Origin of the sequence: Runella salmonicolor, assembly GCF_024158025.1 — a bacterium.
GTDB classification, from domain to species: domain Bacteria; phylum Bacteroidota; class Bacteroidia; order Cytophagales; family Spirosomataceae; genus Runella; species Runella salmonicolor.
Window position 1 is genome coordinate 63,134 of record NZ_JAMZEL010000017.1, and the last position, 19,942, is coordinate 83,075.

Consider the following 19,942-nt stretch of genomic DNA (forward strand, 5'->3'; position numbering starts at 1 on the left):
TCTGTTTAACGAACATAAAGATACACGTAAATTAGGCGATTTTCGGCATGGTTAAAAGAATCATTTCCGAAGGAAAAGCGGCTTTTACTTCCATTCTGGTTACTTTTGTTTGTTTATCAAGTTTTAAAATAGCCCATCACCAAACACTTCCATCACCGACTATGAAACCTTCTTTTTTACGACTTTTTACGCTTCTGTTTTTCAGTACCTCCCTCCTCCGCGCCCAATCTTACAAACCACCCGTATTTACCGACCCCGAACGGATGAAAAAGATTGAGGCGGTGCTGCCTACCATTGACAAAATTTACAAAGAATACGCCGAAAAAAACCATTTTCCAGGATTTACGTACGGCGTGGTGGTCGATGGCAAACTCATTCATACGGGTAGTTTGGGTTATACCGACCTGAGCAAAAAAACGACGGCCACGACGCAATCCCTCTTCCGAATTGCGTCCATGAGTAAGAGTTTTACAACGATGGCTATTTTGCAACTGCGCGACGCTGGCAAACTCAACCTCGACGACCGGGCCGACAAGTACATTCCTGAAATGAAAAATACCAAACTGCTCACCGCCGACGCGCCCGCCATCACCATTCGGCATTTGCTAACCCACGCGGCGGGTTTTCCAGAAGACAATCCTTGGGGCGACCGGCAGCTGGCCGATACCAATGAAGAGTTGTTGAAACTAATGCAAAGTCAGGTGGCTTTTTCTAATGCGCCCGGTGTGGCGTATGAGTACAGCAATCTGGGTATCACCCTCTTGGGGTACATCATTCAAAAAGTATCGGGCAAAACCTATCAACAGTTTATCAACGAAAACATCTTAAAACCACTCGGAATGACCCACACCAAGTGGGAGTACACCGAAGTCCCCGCCGACAAACTCGCCCACGGCTACCGTTGGCGCGACGGGCAGTGGGTAGAAGAACCGCTTCTTCACGATGGTGCTTACGGCGCGATGGGCGGACTGATTACCTCCATCGAAGATTTTAGCAAATATACAGCTTTCCACTTGGCCGCTTGGCCCCCCAAAGACGATACTGACAATGGCCCACTCAAACGTAGTTCTATCCGCGAAATGCACCAACCTTGGAATATTAGCGGTTTTGCCCCCAACTACAAATACCCAAGCGGACGCCCCTGCGCAACGGTATCGGCTTATTGCTACGGCCTGAATTGGATGCGCGACTGTGAAGACCGCGAGTACGTTGGCCACAGCGGCGGCCTGCCGGGCTTTGGCAGCAACTGGCGCATTTTACCTCAGTACGGCATTGGGGTTATTGCTTTTGCCAACCTTACGTATGCTTCAACCGTCCCAATCAACCTGAGGGTTTTGGACACGCTCATCGTGAGTGCCAAGTTAGAACCCCGACAATTGCCCGCTTCTGACATCCTCAAAAAGCGCCAAAAAGAATTGACCCAACTCCTCCCCGACTGGAAAAATGCCGAAGCAAGCGGGCTATTTGCCGAAAATTTCTTTGCCGATTATTCATTGGAGGCCTTGAAAAAAGAAGCCGCAACGTTGTTTGAGAAGGCGGGTAAAATCGTGAGTGTGAAAGAAATTGTCCCCGAAAATCAACTACGCGGACGGTATATTCTGGAAGGCCAAAAAGCCAATCTGTGGGTCTCGTTTACCCTCACGCCCGAAAATCCACCTTTGATTCAGGAGTACCATATCGGGGAGATGAAGAAATAGAATCACGCAGAGACCCAAAGGTGCAGAGAATCAATGTGCTCTTACACTGCGACTTTGCTCCTTGGCGACTCTGCGTGAATAGAACAACATTAGATAAACCTTCTTCCCTCCTTTTGCATAGAAAAAAACGCACTAAACCTATGCAAACCTCGCGCAGAGATTTCATCCGTTCGGCCTCCGCATTGGCGGGTACGGGCCTTTTTTCATTTGCTCCATTAGAGATTTTGGCCAGCCAACGCAAGCGCGTGTCGGCCAATGAAAAAGTGCAACTTGGTGTTATAGGCTGCAAGGGAATGGGCTGGTCTGATTTGCGCTCGCACCTTCAACTCAGCGACGTGGAATGCGTAGCCCTCTGCGACGTAGACCAAAGTGTATTGGATCAACGCGCCGCCGACGTAGAAAAAGCACAGGGCAAACGTCCCCAATTGTACAAGGATTACCGCAAAATGCTCGAAAATAAAGACATTGACGCGGTCATTATCGGCACACCCGACCATTGGCATTGCTTGGCCATGACCGATTCACTGGCGGCGGGCAAGCACGTTTATTGCGAAAAACCATTGGCCAATTCCATCGAAGAATGTAACATTATGTTAGCGGCGGCCAAAAGAGCCAACAAAATTGTCCAAATCGGGCAGTGGCAACGCAGCGGCTCGCACTACGAAAAAGCCATCGAATACGTGCGCTCGGGCAAATTGGGCAACATTCGGTTGGTGAAAGTATGGGCGTATCAGGGGTGGATGGAACCCGTTTCCATAAAACCCGACGGCCCCGTCCCTGCGGGCGTAGACTACGATATGTGGCTCGGCCCCGCCAAAAAACGCCCGTTTAATCCCAATCGTTTTCACTTCAATTTCCGTTGGTTTTGGGACTACGCAGGCGGTTTAATGACCGACTGGGGCGTGCATGAAATCGACATTGCCCTCTACGCCATGAACGCCAAAGCCCCTAAATCCGTAATGGCTTCGGGCGGAAAACTGGCGTATCCCGACGATGCCTCCGAAACCCCCGACACCCTGCAAACGGTGTATGAATATGAAGGTTTTAACATGCTGTGGGAACACGCCACGGGTATCGACGGCGGCAACTATGGCCTTACCGAAGGGATTGCATTCATCGGAAATAACGGCACACTCGTACTTCATCGGGGCGGCTGGTCGTTGCATCCCGAAACCCAAACCAAAAACGGCATTAAAATCTACAAAATCGAAGATATTCCTGATCAGGCCCGCAATGGTGAATACCTCAATGACCACACCAAAAACTTCGTGCAAGCCATTAAAGACAACAATCCTAAAATCCTGAAATGCGGCATCGAAACGGGTAGTATTGCGGCTATCAACGCCCACATGGGCAATATTGCCTACAAAACAGGCCGTAAAGTATATTGGGATGCAGCAGCGGGCTCTTTCAAAAACGACGCGGAAGCCAATGCCCTCATTAAAGCCCATTACAATAACGGCTGGCAACTCCCGAAAATAAGCTAATCAACGTGGGCGAGGGAACGTCGGCGAGGTTTTGAACCTCGCCGACGTTAGAATATGAGGTGCAAATTTGATAACTTTGCGCCTCATATTGTGTTTAACTCCATGACTGAACGTTACCTCCAACGCGGCGTATCGGCTTCCAAAGAAGATGTACACCGCGCCATTGCCAACCTCGACAAAGGGCTTTTTCCGAAAGCATTCTGCAAAATTGTGCCCGACACCCTCGCTGGCGACCCTGATTATTGTACCATCATGCACGCCGACGGTGCCGGTACCAAAACCTCATTAGCGTATTTGTACTGGAAAGAAACGGGCGATTTGTCGGTGTGGCGCGGCATTGCGCAAGATTCTATCGTGATGAATACCGACGACCTCATTTGCGTAGGAGCTACTGGCCCGATGCTGATTTCTTCGAGTATTGACCGCAACAAAAATAAAATTCCTGGCGATGTGATTGCCGAAATCATCAACGGGACCGAAGAAGTTCTGGAGATGCTCCGCAGCCACGGCGTAGAGATTTACAGCACTGGTGGCGAAACCGCCGACGTAGGCGATTTGGTACGAACGATTACGGTCAATAGCACCGTGATTGCCCGCATGAAACGCGCAGATGTAATTTCCAACGACAACATACAGGCAGGAGACGTGATTGTGGGCTTGGCTTCTTTTGGGCAGGCTTCTTACGAAACCACCTACAACGGCGGCATGGGCAGCAACGGACTTACCTCCGCCCGCCACGACGTGTTAGACAGTTATCTTGCCCCCAAATATCCCGAAAGTTTTGACCCGGAAGTACACAGTGCATTGGTTTACAGCGGCTCCAAACGCCTGACCGATGCCGTTGCAGGCGCGCCCGTCAACGTAGGTCAACTGATTCTTTCTCCTACCCGTACCTACGCTCCTTTTGCCAAAACACTGCTGGACCAACTCCGCCCGCAGATTCACGGCATGGTGCATTGCAGCGGTGGCGCTCAAACCAAAGTCCTGCATTTTATTGACAATCTGCACGTTATCAAAGATAACCTATTCCCAATTCCGCCGCTTTTCAAACTGATTCAGGCCGAAAGCGGAACGAGTTGGCAGGAAATGTACAAAGTCTTCAACATGGGCCACCGCTTAGAAGTATACCTTTCGGAAGCCTACGCGCAACGCGTGATTGAGATTGCTCAATCGTTCGGGATTGAAGCCCAAATCATTGGCCATGTAGAAGCCCATGAAGGCAAAAAAGTAACTGTAAAGAGTGAATTTGGCGAGTTTGTGTATGAATAGTTGTTTGCTTTAACTAAGAGCAATTTTCAATCCTGCTCCGATAAAAACCAGCCCAAATCCGCCTAAGATGACGGTCAATCCCCATAGTTCCCAAAACCCCGCGATTTTAGCATTGGCGGGGTTTTGTGTTTCGTAGCGAATCTTCACACGCTCCCCTTCTTGGTAGCTGCCGTTGCGGCGGGTAGTTCCGACGCCGTTACGAAACTCTATTTTTTGGCCTTCTGCTGTCTCAAAAGCAATAACGGGATAAAACGTAGTTTCGCCGCGCGTTGACCTCACATAATCCCACCGAACCACGTTCCCCATTGCCGAGAGAGATTTGTTCATAAAAGCTTTATCACTTTTGTAGAAGTTCCAGCTCACAGCGGTCATTACCAGCCCAATCAACGCAAACACTCCTCCTCCAATCAAAGAAGATGATTTTTTCATGTAAGTATGTCAGGCTAAGGCTTCTTAGGAAATTTTCTCTCCCCTCTACCTAAAGGATTAGGCATCCGATACACACTTCCGCTGTCTTGTAGCATTTTGATATCGGCGTTCGGCATGTTTTCGGGAGATTGCGCCACTAGAATTGGCATGTTGTCGATGTTGGCATAAGCCATGCTCGAATCTTGCGAAAAACGATACGAAACGGGAGGATAAAGCGGCGGATAAATCTTTTTGATTTTCAACGGCTTTGAAGGTGAAGGAATTCTCAGCTCCAGTTTTTGCGCCCACGCTACCGAAAATCCCAACACAAGAATAGAAGTAAGAATTATTTTCATAGCACTTAGGATAAGTTTTAAGCAAATATATAACGATTTGTTTAATCGCAAAATCTTTAAGCAAAAGGCTTGAAAACAATAAAATTTCGCCAAAATTCAGTGTACAGGGCCGTCATTAAAATGAGTATTTTTACGCTATATATCCTCACAAAAAACATGCTTCTTTGTGACTTTGAAACTTAACCTCTAACAGCCATGCCTCTCGCTACCGCCCTTTTAAAAATTGCCCCACTCTCCGAGAAGTGTCAAGTTGCCATACGAGCCGTATCACAATCTTTAATCTACAAAAGCGGCAGGTACTTATTGGTTCCAAATCAAATCAGTGATAAATTGTATTACATCGAAGCAGGGCTTGTCCGTGCATTTTACGATACGGATAATGGCCGTGAAGTGAGCAACTGGTTTGACCAAGAAGATGGATGGGTATGTTCGGTGCAAAGTTTTCTCACACAAACCCCCGCCAACGAATACATCCAATTGTTGGAAGTCAGTCAACTAATCGCCGTTAGTTATCAAGATTTGCTGCGACTATTGAATCAATACCCTGAACTCAATTTTCATTTTCGATTGCTGTCAGAGTACCATCTTGTTGTTTATGATAAACGCCTTCAACTGTTACGGGAGCAAGATGCTCTGAAACGCTATCAAGGTTTCTTGGAGCTTTACCCCCGATTGGCTTGCCGTCTTCAGGTGAAGCACGTTGCCCAATTTCTCAATCTTGCCCCTGCTACCCTTAGCCGAATTCGGAAAAAATTTCAAGAAGATACATCTAAATAACTTATGTCAATTTATTTTTTGATTTAGGTCAATTCTGCTCTCATTTTTCCTTCTGACCTTTACACACGAAAAAGCCCCGTGGAGTACTTCCGCGTACTCAGCAGTTATCGAAGTTGTCAAATCAATAGTATTATTTTCCTAAAAAACCTCTAAGCAAACACTCTAATTTTCTTTTAGTCTATAGATTAAATAATAAACCTAAAATTTAAAAATGATGAAAAAAATCCACTTCGCTATCTTTCACACTTATTGTTGATTACCTTGCTTACAGGGATTTCGTGTAATCGAGAATCATTGATTAATCCTCCCGAGCCAGTTACTGAAAGCGTAGCTTCCGATGAAATCTCCATCGATAGGGCAAAGGTTTTGTATGAAAACTCACGGCGGATTGACAAAACCTCCGTCAATGCCCGAAAGAAAAATCGGGAGGAAGCCCCAGATTGGGAGAGAGCAAAAAAACTTAAATTTAAGGGTGGCCGAAAAGCATTGGTCGTGCCTGTTTTTGAAATGTCCGAGTCAGCCACTTTGACTACAATGGACTCTATATCTGACAAAAGCAAGCTGACTCTTGCAGAATTAGTAACTCCTGTGCAGTTGGTTCTTTATAAAGACGACGATGAGAAAGAAGTAATTGAACGTATGTATAGCAAAGCTGACCCGGCCTATCAAAAACGAAAAAAGAATAAATCAGAAGACCGTGACTATACAGGTATGCACTGGTTTGAGGACAATGACGGAAACTTTAAGAGGGGATTTGTGTACGAAGACGGGAAGCTAATCAAAACGTTACTGCCAAAGGCAAACGGTGCTAAATCCAACCTACGGACAACCTGCCAAACCACCACCTACAACGTTACCATTACGCATTATTCAGTGACTTGCATGACAGGCTATGGCTGCGGAGACCCTATTTATATGTATTCCGAATCTTATAGCTTTAGTGTAAGCTCCGGAGACTGCCAAAGCAAACACGACACTGATTACTCTCCGTATGACAATGGTGGAGGCACTTCGGACAATAGTACAACTACTAATGAAGAGCAGCCCACTGAAGGCTGGACGGTCCCGGAAGATAAGATAACCCAGTTTTTACAGTGGCTTGGGCGTTTAAATGATAAAGAAACCGCTTGGGTAAAAGCAAATCCCACAAAAGCGCCAGCCGCATGGTGGAACCAAACCTCAGCGGTGAATTTTTCCAAAGCCAAGTATATGTGTGAAAAAGACGGCCAAACGTATCTGGATATAGATGGAACTAACCAAAATGCGTTCAAACATGCCTACTGGAATGCATTAAAAACCTTATCATTTGGTTCATCAGAGGCAAAAATTATAGGGGACAATCACGAAAGCCAAGATATGAACAGCTTAGATGCGAAAATGGACTTATGGAACAATGACCTTGGACGAAAAGTAGCCGAAACCTGCGGATGTAGTGGTTCAGCATTACGTCAGAAAGTTTTGGAGGCAATATACAATAAGCAAGGAAAGCGCCTTTCGATAGGCACAAGTGGTAGAAAAGAAGACAGTTTAATTCAAACCAGTTCCGCAACCAGTTTTTGCAATGATAATTAAAAGAATTTTTATTGGAATTTTGTTGGTACTGATGGGATGTGAGCGAAAAGACATCATAGAGAAGCACATCATCACAGATTTTTCTAAGCCTCGATTTTTATTCTATACCATACAAAGAGAGCAAAGTATAGTGGATTACAAAATTAAAGGATCCATAGACGGAAGCTTAGGATATAGTGAGGGAAATTGCTTTGACAAAAACGAATTTTCGTCATTCATCAAGGGCAAAAATCTTAGTGAAATCGATACTAGTCTGAAAAGAAGGTATTTTAAAATTTTTGCTGATTCGATCATTGCTAAGGGTGGGTGTGAAGGTACTCAAGCTGGGGCTATGTATTGTTTACAATTCATTCCCGGTACAGCAAAGAAAGGCAAAATAGAGGTCGTGTTTCGCGAGCATGGTTACGGGTTTTAAAACGTTTAATAAATGCCCCACAGGTTACTTATTAGGTAATTCGTGGGGCATTAAGTACCTCACAGGCAATGATAATTAAAAGAGTTTTTATCGGCATTTTGTTGATACTAGCAGGATGCGAGCGGAAAGATATAATTGAGACGTATGTTTTCAGCGATATGACTAAAACCCAGTATTTCTTTTACAAAATTAAGCGGGAAGATAGTATTGTGGATATAAACGTAAAAGGATACATGGATGGGAGCTTGGGGTTTGGCAAAACTATTTGTGGTGATACGACAGAATTCAAAGCAAGTCAGCTCCCCATCAGCGTAGCACCGCCATTCGATAGCCTTTATAAAAACACTCTTTCCATTCCTCAGATTCAATCCTATGAAATAGATGATGATGGTACAACTCAAGAGTTTACGGTTGGAGTTACTCAAGGTACAAAAGCAAGCGGAGCAGGTATAGAGGGAAGCTCATCTCAAACTGCAAGTTTTAAACTCACTTATAAAGCTCAGGATAAAAAGCTCGCTGGTGAACTAATACACTACACTAAGTCATCACCAAGTAGTATTGGGGATGGAAGCATACAATTTACTCTTGAAAATTAAGAATTAATCAAAGTGAAGTAACTGGTGATTCGGTTACTTCACTCAAATTTTTAAAAGCATGAAAACATATTTTTATTTGCTTGTACTGCTTGTTACAGGAATCTCTTGCAAACCCGATTATGTCACAGTTGGTAAAAAATTGGAAGGAACTTGGCAATTGAACCGCATTCAATATGTGAATCCTAACGACAAACTAATAGTTATTAATAATCCAGCAGTCGTAATGACTTTTACAGATTCTAAGAGAAATGGGGTTCTAACAATAGATAGTTCAAAATACAATTTTGAGTATAATTTTGGGCCAGAAAAATGCAATATTGATGTAAAAAACGAAAAATCGTTACCTTTGGAAGCCATAGGAAAAGTACAGGTATATTCTTATCAATTTATGGATAAAAAAACCATAAAATTTTCTATTGATAAAGAGTATAATTACACAACTGAGGAAGTACTAAAAAACGTAGAATATATTTTTGTAAAACAATAAAAAATAATTCCCTCACCCCTCCGCAAAAATTTCTTTCAAGTTGGTTTCAAATCCTGCTAACACACTCGAACGAACAATGTCCTGTTCTTCAGCCGAAGAAAACAGCTGGTATTTTCCGTTTTCGAGTACATATACCAAAACCACTTCATTGCGAGGGTCTACAATCCAGTATTCCTGCACACCAAAACGCTCATAATCTTCTTTTTTTTCAATGTAATCACGCGCTACGGAGCCTTTTGAAACCACTTCCACAATCAACGCGGGCACACCTTCTATGGCGCTTTCACCCACTATCTGCGCCTGATCTTGGGCAATAAACACTAAATCAGGCTGGCATACCTCCCCTTGGGCAAAATGAACATCAATAGGCGCAAAAAGCACTTCTCCAAGTCGATTTGAAATCACAAAATAATCCAAAAGTCTAAACAATCGTTTAGAAATCCGTTGGTGTTGAGGCTTAGGGGCAGGTGACATATCAATCAGATTAAAATGACGCAATTCGTACCGCGATTCGGGCGGTAGCTCTCTGCGCATTCGTTCATACGTCCAACGTTCGGTACTGACAATGGTAGCCATAGCTTCATCGGGTCTTCTATGCAAGTTAATCAAAATCAAATCATAATCAGAAAGCTACGGCATTTTTCCGTAATTTTGCCCCTCCAAAAAAGACACTAAACATTTAACGCTGAATTTCACGCGATTTCAGTGTTTTTGGTCAAATGTCAAACATTAAATTTCAAATGTCAGTAAGAATGACTTCCCACGAAATCCGTCAAGCGTTTTTAGACTTTTTTAAAAGTAAAGGCCACCTCATTGTGCCCTCGGCACCGCTTGTGGCCAAAAATGACCCCACGCTCATGTTCAACAACTCGGGCATGGCGCAGTTTAAAGATTTCTTTTTGGGCAACGGCACGCCCCCAAGTAAGCGTATCGCCGACACCCAGAAATGTCTGCGCGTGAGTGGCAAGCACAACGACCTCGAAGACGTAGGTTTTGACACCTACCACCATACGATGTTTGAGATGTTGGGCAACTGGTCATTTGGCGATTATTTCAAAAAAGAAGCCCTTGCATGGTCGTGGGAACTGCTCACCGAAGTCTATAAACTCCCCAAAGAGCGCATTTACGTGTCGGTTTTTAAGGGTGATGAAAAAGACGGCGTTCCTTTTGACCAAGAAGCCTGGGATATTTGGAAAGAAATGGTGGGCGAAGACCGCATCATTTTGGGCAACAAAAAAGATAATTTCTGGGAAATGGGCGATACTGGCCCCTGCGGCCCCTGCTCAGAAATCCACATCGACCTCCGCGACCAAGCCGACGTAGATGCCAAGTCGGGCAAAGAGCTCGTCAACGCCGACCACCCACAAGTGGTGGAAATTTGGAACAACGTGTTCATGCAGTTTGAGCGCAAAGCCGACGGCTCATTGATTTCGTTACCTTCCAAGCACGTCGATACGGGCATGGGCTTTGAGCGCCTTTGCATGGCCATTCAGGGCAAAAAATCAAACTACGACACCGACATTTTTCAAAATACCATTCAGGTCATTGAGAAAATGTGCGGTAAAAAATACGGCGTGAACGGTACGCTCAACACCACTGATTATACCGACATCGCCATGCGCGTCATTGCTGACCACCTGCGCGCCGTGAGCTTCGCCATTGCCGACGGGCAGTTGCCTTCCAACGCCAAAGCGGGCTATGTTATTCGTCGCATTTTGCGCCGCGCTATTCGCTATGGGTACTCGTATCTAGGCTTCACCGAGCCGTTTATGAGTCAGTTGGTACCAGTACTGGCCGAGCAGTTTAAAGATGTTTTCCCCGAACTCAAAGCACAGGAAGACTTCGTAACCCGCGTGGTAAATGAAGAAGAAAAGAGCTTTTTGCGTACGTTGGAAGCAGGTATCAAACGCTTTGAACTCATCAGCGCGCAAACACCAGCGGGGGGAATCATCAACGGGGAAACGGTTTTTGAATTATCCGATACGTTTGGTTTTCCGGTAGATTTAACGGCTTTGTTAGCCAAAGAAAAAGGCTACAAAATCGACGAGGCTGGCTACGAAAAAGCATTGGCCGAACAAAAAAACCGCAGCCGTCAGGACGCCGCCAAAGAAGCTACCGACTGGGTAGAAGTAAGCGAAGGTGGCGATTTTGAGTTTGTGGGCTACGATACCCTTGAAGCCAACGCCCAAATTGTAAAATACCGCAAAGTAAAAACCAAAGCGGGAGAAGAATACCACATCGTGCTCGACCGTACGCCGTTTTATGCCGAAATGGGGGGACAAGTGGGCGATTCGGGGGAATTAAGGATGACGGGTGATGAGTTAAAAGTGATCAATATTGTTGATACAAAAAAAGAGAATGATTTATTCGTTCATGTTTCCCGCGACAAAAACCTGGATGAAATTCTGAATACTCACTCCCCGCTCCTCGCTTCTGTAGATGCCCACCGCCGTCAGAACATCATGCGTAATCACACGGCTACGCACTTGATGCTGGCAGGTTTGCGGAAAGTGTTGGGTACGCACATTGTGCAAAAAGGTTCGTATCAAAACGATGAAGTAACGCGTTTTGACTTCTCGCACTTTGCCAAAGTAACCGACGAGGAATTGAAGCAGGTAGAAGACATCGTAAACGCCAAAATTCGCGCCAACATTGCCCAAAAAACCTACGTCAATGTGCCGATTGATGAGGCCATCAAGAAAGGGGCAACGGCCACATTTGGTGAAAAATACGGCGATTTTGTCCGCGTCGTGGAGTTTGACCCGCAGTTTTCGGTCGAGCTTTGCGGGGGTACGCACGTGCCTTCAACGGGCGAGATTGCGCTTTTCAAGTTCACCTCCGAAGGCTCCGTATCGGCAGGTGTACGCCGCGTGGAAGCCGTAACGGGCGAGAAAGCACTGGAAATCATCAGCCGTCAGGCAGAGGTTATCAGCCAATTGGAAGAGTTGTTCAAAGGCCAAAAAGACGTGGTGAAAGCCGTAGAAAACCTGCTTTCGGAGAAGGCCACGTTGCTCAAACGCATTGAAGCCCTTGAAAACGAAAAGTTGCAACAAACCAAACAAGGTTTATTGGCTCAGGTAGAAACGAAAGGGGAAATTTCTGTCATCATTGCGCGGGTAGACGTAGCCAACGCAGACGCGCTCAAATCGCTGACGTACCAACTGAAAGAGTCGCTCGATACCTGTTTCATTGTATTGGGAACTGTACTCAACGGCAAGCCTCAATTAGCGGTGATGCTTTCGGAAGATTTGGTAGCACAGGGCAAACACGCAGGCAACATCGTCAAAGACCTCGCCAAAGAAGTCAAAGGCGGCGGCGGCGGACAGCCTTTCTTTGCCACCGCTGGCGGCTCCGACGCGAGCGGGCTGGATGCTGCTTTAGCAAAGGCACAAGGAATCGTGTAACGACTCACTTTATTTCTAAATATACTAACACCCCTGCACTTATTCAGATGAATGAGGGTGGGGGTTTGTTTTTTTTGCGGTAAAAACAAAACTCTCAATTGCCATAATATCCCTCCCCAGCCACGAACAAAAAGCATTTTGCCTATAAAATCAAACAAAAAATGCCAAAATTTACCTATTAAATCAAACAAAAAAATCTTAAATTTGCCTATTAAATCGAACAAAATCTTGATAAAAAGGCAATTAGAAACTTTCTTGTACGAGTGGAAAAATTCACTCTCTCGCAAGCCATTGATTTTGCGCGGGGCCAGGCAAGTAGGAAAAACTACCTTGGTGACACAGTTCGGAAAATCATTTGACCAATACCTCTATTTTAATTTAGAGCGGGCCGCTGACCGCCAACTTTTCAATACCGTTGAAAACCTTGCTACAACGATACAATTGCTATTTTTAGCAAAGGGAGAAATCGACAACAAAGACAAAAAAACGCTGATTTTCATTGATGAAGTGCAAGAAGCTCCCAAAGTATTGGAGGCATTGCGATTTTTCTACGAAGATTATCCCCATCTCTACATTATCGTAACAGGTTCGTTGTTGGAATTTGCGATGGAACAAATCGCCCGTATGCCCGTAGGTAGGGTGGAATTTGCGGAATTACATCCACTCAACTTTCAAGAATACCTCAGTGGGATAGGAAATCAGGCACTACTAAATGCGCTCAACCATGTTCCGCTTGACAATCAATTACTTGCCGTAGTTTACCCAATTTTTCACGTATACGTGATGATTGGTGGTATGCCCAATATCACTTACAGTTATCTTCAAGACAAAAACCTAAGCCGAATCATCAGTTTGTATGCCTCTATCACTGAGGCTTACAAAGCCGATATTGAAAAATACGCCACCAACTTCACGCAGCGTACAATCTTGCGTCATGTCATGGATACCGCGCCGTTTGAGATAGACAACCGCATTATTTTCAACCACTTTGGCAATTCATCTTTCAAAACACGAGAGGTAAAAGAAGCAATTAATGCCTTAGAGAAAGCTAAAATCTTAGCACTAATCTACCCTACCACTAATGTTTCATTGCCTGCTTTACCCGATTTCAAAAAAAGCCCTCGTCTCCAATATTTAGATGTTGGATTGGTTAATTTTCAGTTGGGGCTACACCGCGAACTACTCGTTATCAATGACTTAAATGATAGCTCTCGCGGCAAACTTATTCAACAAGTAGTGGTGCAAGAACTCAAGTCATTGCGTTACTTACCCGATTCAGGGCTTCACTTTTGGGTACGCGAAGAGGGTGGAACATCTTCGGAGGTGGACTTGGTTTACCCTTACCGCAATCTGCTCATTCCCGTAGAAATCAAGTCCGGAGCAAGTGGTGCGCTACGTTCATTACACGAATTTATGGATCGTTGCCCCCACGATCTGGCAGTGCGCTTTTATGCAGGAAACATCTCCATCGACCGCGTTAAAACCCGTAAAGGCAAACCCTATCGCCTCCTCAATCTTCCCTACTTCTTAGCTGCTTGGTTAGAAAATTATTTGAAGTGGTTTGTTGTCTGATACCACTCATCCAATTCCTACAAGGCATCATCCTCTAAATCCAAGGCCGTACCCTAAAATCACTTCCTGCGTCATAAGCAGGGCGTTATCTTTGTAGCGTCATTTTTTTACGACATAACCTAAACTTTTAACCACTGCTTTTGCAGACTGCACATGGATTTTTTAGAAAATGCCGACCCTTTTCTGAAGGGGCTTTGGTACATTACGCTCCCAGCCTCGCTGGTATTTTTGATTCAGACCGTGCTCACTTTCATGGGCGGAGATGCCTCTGATGGTTTGGACGCCGATTTTGACGGAGATTTATCACACGCAAGCGGGCCGTTTCAACTGTTTACGTTTCGCAACCTTATTCATTTTCTGCTCGGATTGGGATGGACAGGCGTCGGTTTTTACGAAATCATTGCCAATAAAATCGTTTTGGTCATGGTATCAATGGCCGTGGGACTGGGGCTAGTCGGATTGTTTTTTGTTATTATTAAACAGATACGAAAGTTGAACCAAAACAATACCATGCGTATCGAAAATGCACTCGGAAAAGAAGCTCGGGTGTACTTAACCATTCCTGCCAAACAAAAAGGTCACGGAAAAGTACACATAAGCATTCAACATACCCTCCGCGAACTTGATGCAGTAACCACTGGAGGCGTATTGCCGACGGGGGCTTCCGTAAAAGTCGTTGATATATTGCCCAATGGTGTATTGGTCGTAACCGAAACCCTTTAAATCAATTCTTTATACTTTTAACACAAAACAACACATGACTCCATTGATTACGATTGCCGTGATTGCGGTGGTTATTTTTGCAACCATTACGGCTTTATTGACGCGTTATAAACGCTGTCCTTCCGACAAAATTCTGGTCATTTATGGCCGCACGGGCACCGACAAAGACGGCTCTACCTCGTCGGCGCGCTGTATTCACGGCGGCGGGGCGTTTGTCTGGCCCGTGATTCAGGATTATTCTTTTCTAGATTTAAAGCCCATTTCCATCGAAGCCAACCTGACCAACGCCCTGAGCCGTCAGAACATTCGGATTGATGTACCGTGTCGTTTTACGGTCGCAATCTCAACCGAATCTGATAGCATGAACAACGCCGCCGAGCGCCTGTTGGGTTTGTCGATGCAGGAAATTCAGGAATTGGCCAAAGATATTTTGTTCGGCCAATTGCGTCTGGTGATTGCTACCATGACCATCGAAGAGATCAACTCCGACCGCGACAAGTTTTTGACCAACATTACCCACAATGTAGAAGCTGAATTGAAAAAAATCGGTCTTAAACTCATTAACGTCAACGTAACTGACCTGCGCGATGAATCAGGCTACATTGAGGCCCTCGGAAAGGAAGCGGCAGCTAAAGCCATCAACGAAGCCAAGATCAGCGTAGCCGAGCAGGAAAAAGTTGGGGAAATCGGAAAGGCCATTGCCGATCGTGACCGCGATACGCGCATTGCCGAAGCCCAGCGCGAACGCGACATTCAGATTGCTCAAACCAGAAAAGACAAAGAGGTGGTGATTGCCGCTACACTGCGCGACGAGGCAATCGGAAAAGCCGAAGCGGAAAAGGACACCCGTATCAAAATCTCGGAAGCCAACTCCATAGCCGTTCAGGGAGAAAACGAAGCTAAAATCACCATTGCCAACTCCGAAGCCTTGCGCCGCGAACGCGAAGCAGAAGCCAACCGTCGTGCCGGAGCCGCCGAAAAAGTGCAACAGGCCAAGGCATTGGAAGAATCATACGTGGCTGAGCAAAAAGCCGAAGCCGCCCGGGCTGACCGCGAGCGTTCGTCACAATTGGCTAATACAATTGTACCAGCCGAAGTAGCCAAACAGCGCGCCATCATCGAAGCACAGGCCGAAGCCGAGCGTATCCGCGAACGCGCCAAAGGGGAAGCCGATGCCATCTACGCCAAAATGGAAGCCGAAGCAAAAGGTCTTTATGAAATCCTGACCAAACAAGCAGAAGGCTACAAAGAAGTAGTTAAAGCCGCTGGCGGCGATCCTTCAAAAGCGTTCCAATTGCTGTTGATCGAAAAATTACCCGAGCTGGTTAAGATTCAGGTAGAAGCTGTAAAAAACATAAAAATTGACAAAGTAACGGTTTGGGACAACGCCGGCGGAAGCGCCGACGGCTCTACCACGGCTAATTTTATCTCTGGAATGATGAAGTCAGTGCCACCTCTGAATGACCTTTTTAATATGGCTGGCCTTAATTTACCAGACTACTTGAAAGGTAAAGATGAAAGTCAAAAACTACCCCCACACCTACCTGAGCAATAAAAGGACATTTTCTATATACCTTTAATTCATTTTTTTATACACCCGCCTTTAATATTTTTGAGGGGGGTGTTTTTTTTAGCATCTTTATCGCTTGTTTAACCTGAATACGCTATAAAATTTTATATATCAGGCAAATAATAGGTCGACCATAAAAGCAGAATGTTCAATATGAACACCCCAAACAAGTACACATTTTACTTTATCTCTTTTTTTTTTCTCACAAAAATATACGCTCAGCCCCCTACCCTTTCACTTGAAATATACCAAACAGGATTAACCCGTCCGACCAATATTCAATCGGCTGGTGATAGCCGGCTTTTTGTTTCTGAAATCGGTGGGAAAATAAAAATCATTCAAAACAACAGTATTCTATCGACGCCTTTCTTAGACATTAGTTCCAAAGTTGAGGACACACAATGGGCGGGCATTAATAGTTTTGCCTTTCATCCAAACTACGCCGAGAACGGCCGTTTTTATGTACTCTACATTCGAAAACCCGATAACGTTGTGCAACTCTCACAATTTCGAAAAAGTGTCGGCAACGCTAATCTAGCCGATACCACCGAAACGCGTTTACTTACCATCCCACACGTACTGAATATAGGTCACCGTGGCGGAGCAATCTGTTTTGGCGCAGATGGTTATTTATACATTTCCACTGGAGATGATGCCGATGGCGGAAGAGGCACGGTCGGAGACCCGTTCAACAATGCCCAAAATCTGTCCAAACTTTTCGGCAAAGTACTGCGCATTGACGTCAACGCTAACAATAACACCTACGCCATTCCAGCGTCTAACCCCTACCAAATGCCCAACGACGGCATTCGAGACGAAATCTGGGCGCGTGGACTCCGCAACCCTTGGCGGATGAGCTTCGACCGCTCAACCGGAGATTTATGGATTGGCGACAATGGGCAGGACGGCTGGGAGGAAATCGATTTTTTAGCCAAGGACGCCCCCAGTGGGGCTAACTTCGGATGGCGGTGTTATGAAGGCAACCATCGGTATCTTCAACCCGTATGCGAAGATTCAATCAGTATGACTTTTCCCCTCCACGAATACGCGGGCTTCACCAACAATGGCGGCGCCGGGCGGTCAGTGATTGGCGGTTTTGTGTATCGCGGCCAACAGTTTCCCGCCATGTACGGCCACTATATCTACGCCGATTATATTTCAGGAAACTTTTGGGCTTTACGCCGCAACCCCAACGGCGGCTACCAAAATGCGGCGCAATCTATCTCCCTTTCAAGCCCCGTTACTTTTGGGGAAGATTGGCAAGGAGAGCTATACACGGCTTCGTTTTCGAATGGAAACATTTATAAAATAAAAGCCCAAAACTGCCCTTCTTCTATTACATTGACCTCTTTCGACCCGATAACGAGCAATAATACATTCAATGCAAGCAACTCAATCAACGCAACCAATGCAATTGCAAATGCCATCAATGTCACCTACACCGCTGGCAATTCCGTTGAATTAAAACCTGGATTTACGGCCGCGCAGGGCAGTGTTTTTAGCGCAAAAATAGGCACTTGTCCAACCGCCCCTTAAAGCTGCGGGATGCGTTTCAAAGCCTTTTTTTACTCCCCAAAAACATCTCCCCTTTCTGCTCATTGGTCAGAATAAAATCTTCGTTGTTAATAAAGACAATGGCCTCGGTTTGTCCTTGAGCAAACTTTAAGCAGTACAACGGCTTCCGGAAATTCATGCCCTGGCTAACGTCAAAAAACAAGAGTTTTCCGTAGGTTAGTAGCACCAGCGTTTTTCCGTCGGGACTTACATCAGCCGCCGTCACCATGGCCTTGCTGTACACGCTGTCGATGGGTGCAACCGTGTACGTGCCAGCGCTATCGGGCACGGCGTACATTCTTACGTTGCGGTTAGTTGTACTGCGGTTTTTGGAGAACAAATACAATTTATTTTGGTGCCAAACGGTAGCCTCGCAATCAAAATTTTGCTCAGCCGAAGGCGGTGGAAATGCTTTTTGGTCGGCATACGCCACGCGGATGGCCTCATACTTATTCAACTCATTGGGGTTAATTTTGTGGATGACAAGGTCTTTGCGCTGGTTGGCATTATTGCCCAAATCGGCGATGTAGAGATTCCCTTTGGTATCTTGGGCCAAATCTTCCCAGTCGATATTCTTAAATTGAGGCAATTTCAACACCGTTTTTACCTTCCCTTCGTCGTTCACTTCGTAGAGTTCGGCAGGATTATCACCGTCGTTGTGCGTCCAAAAGGTCCGAGCTTCTCGGCCCAATGCCAAGCCTGACGTTTCCCGAAGTTCGGGAGGGAGCTGGCCGATTTTGACCATTTCGTAGACGCTTTTTCCATTGACAAATCCAACATTTTTTTTTTCATTATGACAGTCACACAAAGCCACTCGCAGCGTAAAAGCCCACCAAATCAGTTTATGCATAATAAAATTGCGATTTTTTGGTTGTTTCGTCTGGTTTATTCCTAAATTTTCGTGCCATTTGGCTTTCACTCTTTCTTAAACATGCAAAAGTCGTTTCCGTTTTCCGTTCGCCTCGCTGGGTGGTTGCTCTCGGGCGTTATCATCGTTTACATTCTTTACGTACTCCGCGAAACTTTGGTTCCCCTTACGTTCTCGGTCCTTTTTGCGGTGTTGTTGTACCCTATTTGTGCCTTATTGGAACGCTGGCGTATTCCGCGTATTGCGGCGATTTCCATTAGTTTAATCTTGTTTTTTGCGGTTTTGGTTGGCTTAATATACGTTGCTTCCGTTCAAATCATCAGTTTTGGGGAAGAATTACCTCGTTTGGAGAAAAAAGCCAATTTCTGGATTGACCAAGGACAAGATTTCTTGTCCGACAACTTTGGGATGAGCCGCCGTAAACAACTCACCGAAGGCCGTAAGTACCTCACCGAAGCCCTCAAAAACAGTGCCTCTATCCTCACGGGTGCGGTGGCTACCACCACTGGCACGCTTGCCTCGGCGGCGTTGGTGCCCTTGTTTGTCTTCTTTTTCCTTTTGTACCGTGATTTTTTTCGACGATTTTTCTACAAGGCTTTCAACGGTCGCCACAAACGCCGCGTCGACCAGGCCATTCGTCGAATTTATGAGGTCGTACAAGGCTACCTAGTTGGCTTGGTTTCGGTGATTTTGATTGTGGGTGTCATGAACTCGGCTGGGTTGTTGCTGCTGGGCGTACCACACGCAATCTTCTTCGGTTTCTTTGCCTCTTGCTTATTACTGATTCCTTACATTGGGTTAATGATTGGCTCGTTGCTTCCTGCGCTGATGGCGTTGGTGGCACTCGATTCGCCCATGTATGCGTTGGGCGTTTTAGGCGTTTTTGGGGTAATCCAGATTTTGGAAGGCAATTTTATAACGCCTTACATTGTGGGCTCTAAGGTGAGCGTCAACCCCTTAGCGGCCATGATTGTATTGATTTTGGGGGGGCAATTATGGGGCGTATCTGGCTTGATATTGGCCCTACCGATGACGGCCATTTTGAAAGTAATATTTGATTCGGTCGATGCCCTCAAACCGTTCGGGTATTTGCTCGGAGAAGCAGAAGACGGAAAGCCCATCAAACTCCCGATTCCGCCTTCGATGCTTGAGGAATAAGTGGGGAGAAGTCAGAGGTACGATGTAGG

Annotated in this window: 18 protein-coding genes; 14 read left to right on the top strand and 4 right to left on the bottom strand. The window is 45.7% G+C overall.

Going from position 1 to position 19,942, the window contains the following annotated elements; genetic code table 11:
• The first annotated feature begins 47 nt into the window (after positions 1 to 47).
• The 3 genes from NCI00_RS26460 (at position 48) to NCI00_RS26470 (ending at position 4,453) form a co-directional block, all read left to right on the top strand.
• Positions 48 to 1,697 carry a serine hydrolase domain-containing protein gene (locus tag NCI00_RS26460; RefSeq protein ID WP_253532658.1) on the top strand — a complete coding sequence of 550 codons (1,650 nt, stop codon included), beginning with the start codon at positions 48 to 50 and terminating at the stop codon, positions 1,695 to 1,697.
• Between the two features lie 140 nt (positions 1,698 to 1,837).
• A complete protein-coding gene (locus NCI00_RS26465; RefSeq protein ID WP_253532660.1) occupies positions 1,838 to 3,184 on the top strand; it encodes a Gfo/Idh/MocA family protein in 1,347 nt (448 codons plus the stop codon).
• A gap of 102 nt (positions 3,185 to 3,286) precedes the next feature.
• Positions 3,287 to 4,453 carry an AIR synthase related protein gene (locus tag NCI00_RS26470; RefSeq protein ID WP_253532661.1) on the top strand — a complete coding sequence of 389 codons (1,167 nt, stop codon included), beginning with the start codon at positions 3,287 to 3,289 and terminating at the stop codon, positions 4,451 to 4,453.
• A 9-nt stretch (positions 4,454 to 4,462) separates the two neighbouring features.
• Here NCI00_RS26470 and NCI00_RS26475 read toward each other — a convergent pair whose 3' ends face one another.
• Entirely contained in the window at positions 4,463 to 4,882 is a 420-nt protein-coding gene (locus NCI00_RS26475; RefSeq protein WP_253532662.1) for a DUF3592 domain-containing protein, read from the bottom strand.
• Positions 4,883 to 4,896: 14 nt separating this feature from the next.
• Positions 4,897 to 5,217: a hypothetical protein gene (locus NCI00_RS26480; RefSeq protein WP_114461862.1), complete on the bottom strand. Its 321-nt coding sequence runs from the start codon at positions 5,215 to 5,217 to the stop codon at positions 4,897 to 4,899.
• Between the two features lie 195 nt (positions 5,218 to 5,412).
• Here NCI00_RS26480 and NCI00_RS26485 point away from each other — a divergent pair, with 195 nt between their 5' ends.
• The 5 genes from NCI00_RS26485 (at position 5,413) to NCI00_RS26505 (ending at position 9,064) form a co-directional block, all read left to right on the top strand.
• Positions 5,413 to 5,994, top strand: a complete 582-nt coding sequence (locus NCI00_RS26485; RefSeq protein WP_253532663.1) for a Crp/Fnr family transcriptional regulator — start codon at positions 5,413 to 5,415, stop codon at positions 5,992 to 5,994.
• 294 nt (positions 5,995 to 6,288) lie between these two features.
• Positions 6,289 to 7,566, top strand: coding sequence for a DUF6973 domain-containing protein (locus NCI00_RS26490; RefSeq protein WP_253532664.1), 1,278 nt, complete (start codon positions 6,289 to 6,291; stop codon positions 7,564 to 7,566).
• Positions 7,556 to 7,981 (top strand): hypothetical protein, encoded by a 426-nt coding sequence (locus NCI00_RS26495; protein ID WP_253532665.1) that lies wholly within the window; start codon positions 7,556 to 7,558, stop codon positions 7,979 to 7,981. Before NCI00_RS26490 ends, NCI00_RS26495 begins: the two co-directional genes overlap by 11 nt.
• Positions 7,982 to 8,049: 68 nt before the next feature.
• Positions 8,050 to 8,577, top strand: a complete 528-nt coding sequence (locus tag NCI00_RS26500; protein WP_253532667.1) for a hypothetical protein — start codon at positions 8,050 to 8,052, stop codon at positions 8,575 to 8,577.
• 58 nt (positions 8,578 to 8,635) lie between these two features.
• Entirely contained in the window at positions 8,636 to 9,064 is a 429-nt protein-coding gene (locus NCI00_RS26505; RefSeq protein WP_253532668.1) for a hypothetical protein, read from the top strand.
• A 12-nt stretch (positions 9,065 to 9,076) separates the two neighbouring features.
• Here NCI00_RS26505 and NCI00_RS26510 read toward each other — a convergent pair whose 3' ends face one another.
• Positions 9,077 to 9,640 (bottom strand): Uma2 family endonuclease, encoded by a 564-nt coding sequence (locus NCI00_RS26510; protein WP_253532670.1) that lies wholly within the window; start codon positions 9,638 to 9,640, stop codon positions 9,077 to 9,079.
• A gap of 176 nt (positions 9,641 to 9,816) precedes the next feature.
• Here NCI00_RS26510 and alaS point away from each other — a divergent pair, with 176 nt between their 5' ends.
• The 5 genes from alaS to NCI00_RS26535 all read left to right on the top strand — a co-directional run bounded on the left by alaS (position 9,817) and on the right by NCI00_RS26535 (position 17,869).
• Positions 9,817 to 12,468: an alanine--tRNA ligase gene (gene alaS / locus NCI00_RS26515; RefSeq protein ID WP_253532757.1), complete on the top strand. Its 2,652-nt coding sequence runs from the start codon at positions 9,817 to 9,819 to the stop codon at positions 12,466 to 12,468.
• A gap of 228 nt (positions 12,469 to 12,696) precedes the next feature.
• Positions 12,697 to 14,040, top strand: coding sequence for an ATP-binding protein (locus NCI00_RS26520; protein WP_253532673.1), 1,344 nt, complete (start codon positions 12,697 to 12,699; stop codon positions 14,038 to 14,040).
• 153 nt (positions 14,041 to 14,193) lie between these two features.
• Entirely contained in the window at positions 14,194 to 14,763 is a 570-nt protein-coding gene (locus NCI00_RS26525; protein WP_253532675.1) for an NfeD family protein, read from the top strand.
• Positions 14,764 to 14,797: 34 nt separating this feature from the next.
• Positions 14,798 to 16,318, top strand: coding sequence for a flotillin family protein (locus tag NCI00_RS26530; RefSeq protein WP_253532677.1), 1,521 nt, complete (start codon positions 14,798 to 14,800; stop codon positions 16,316 to 16,318).
• Between the two features lie 168 nt (positions 16,319 to 16,486).
• Entirely contained in the window at positions 16,487 to 17,869 is a 1,383-nt protein-coding gene (locus NCI00_RS26535) for a PQQ-dependent sugar dehydrogenase (protein WP_253532679.1), read from the top strand.
• Positions 17,870 to 17,885: 16 nt separating this feature from the next.
• On the opposite strand, the gene NCI00_RS26540 is transcribed toward NCI00_RS26535, so the two are convergent.
• Complete coding sequence (locus NCI00_RS26540) at positions 17,886 to 18,737, bottom strand: YjiK family protein (protein WP_253532681.1); 852 nt, start codon at positions 18,735 to 18,737, stop codon at positions 17,886 to 17,888.
• An 81-nt stretch (positions 18,738 to 18,818) separates the two neighbouring features.
• Here NCI00_RS26540 and NCI00_RS26545 point away from each other — a divergent pair, with 81 nt between their 5' ends.
• Positions 18,819 to 19,913, top strand: coding sequence for an AI-2E family transporter (locus NCI00_RS26545; protein WP_253532683.1), 1,095 nt, complete (start codon positions 18,819 to 18,821; stop codon positions 19,911 to 19,913).
• Positions 19,914 to 19,942: the final 29 nt, after the last annotated feature.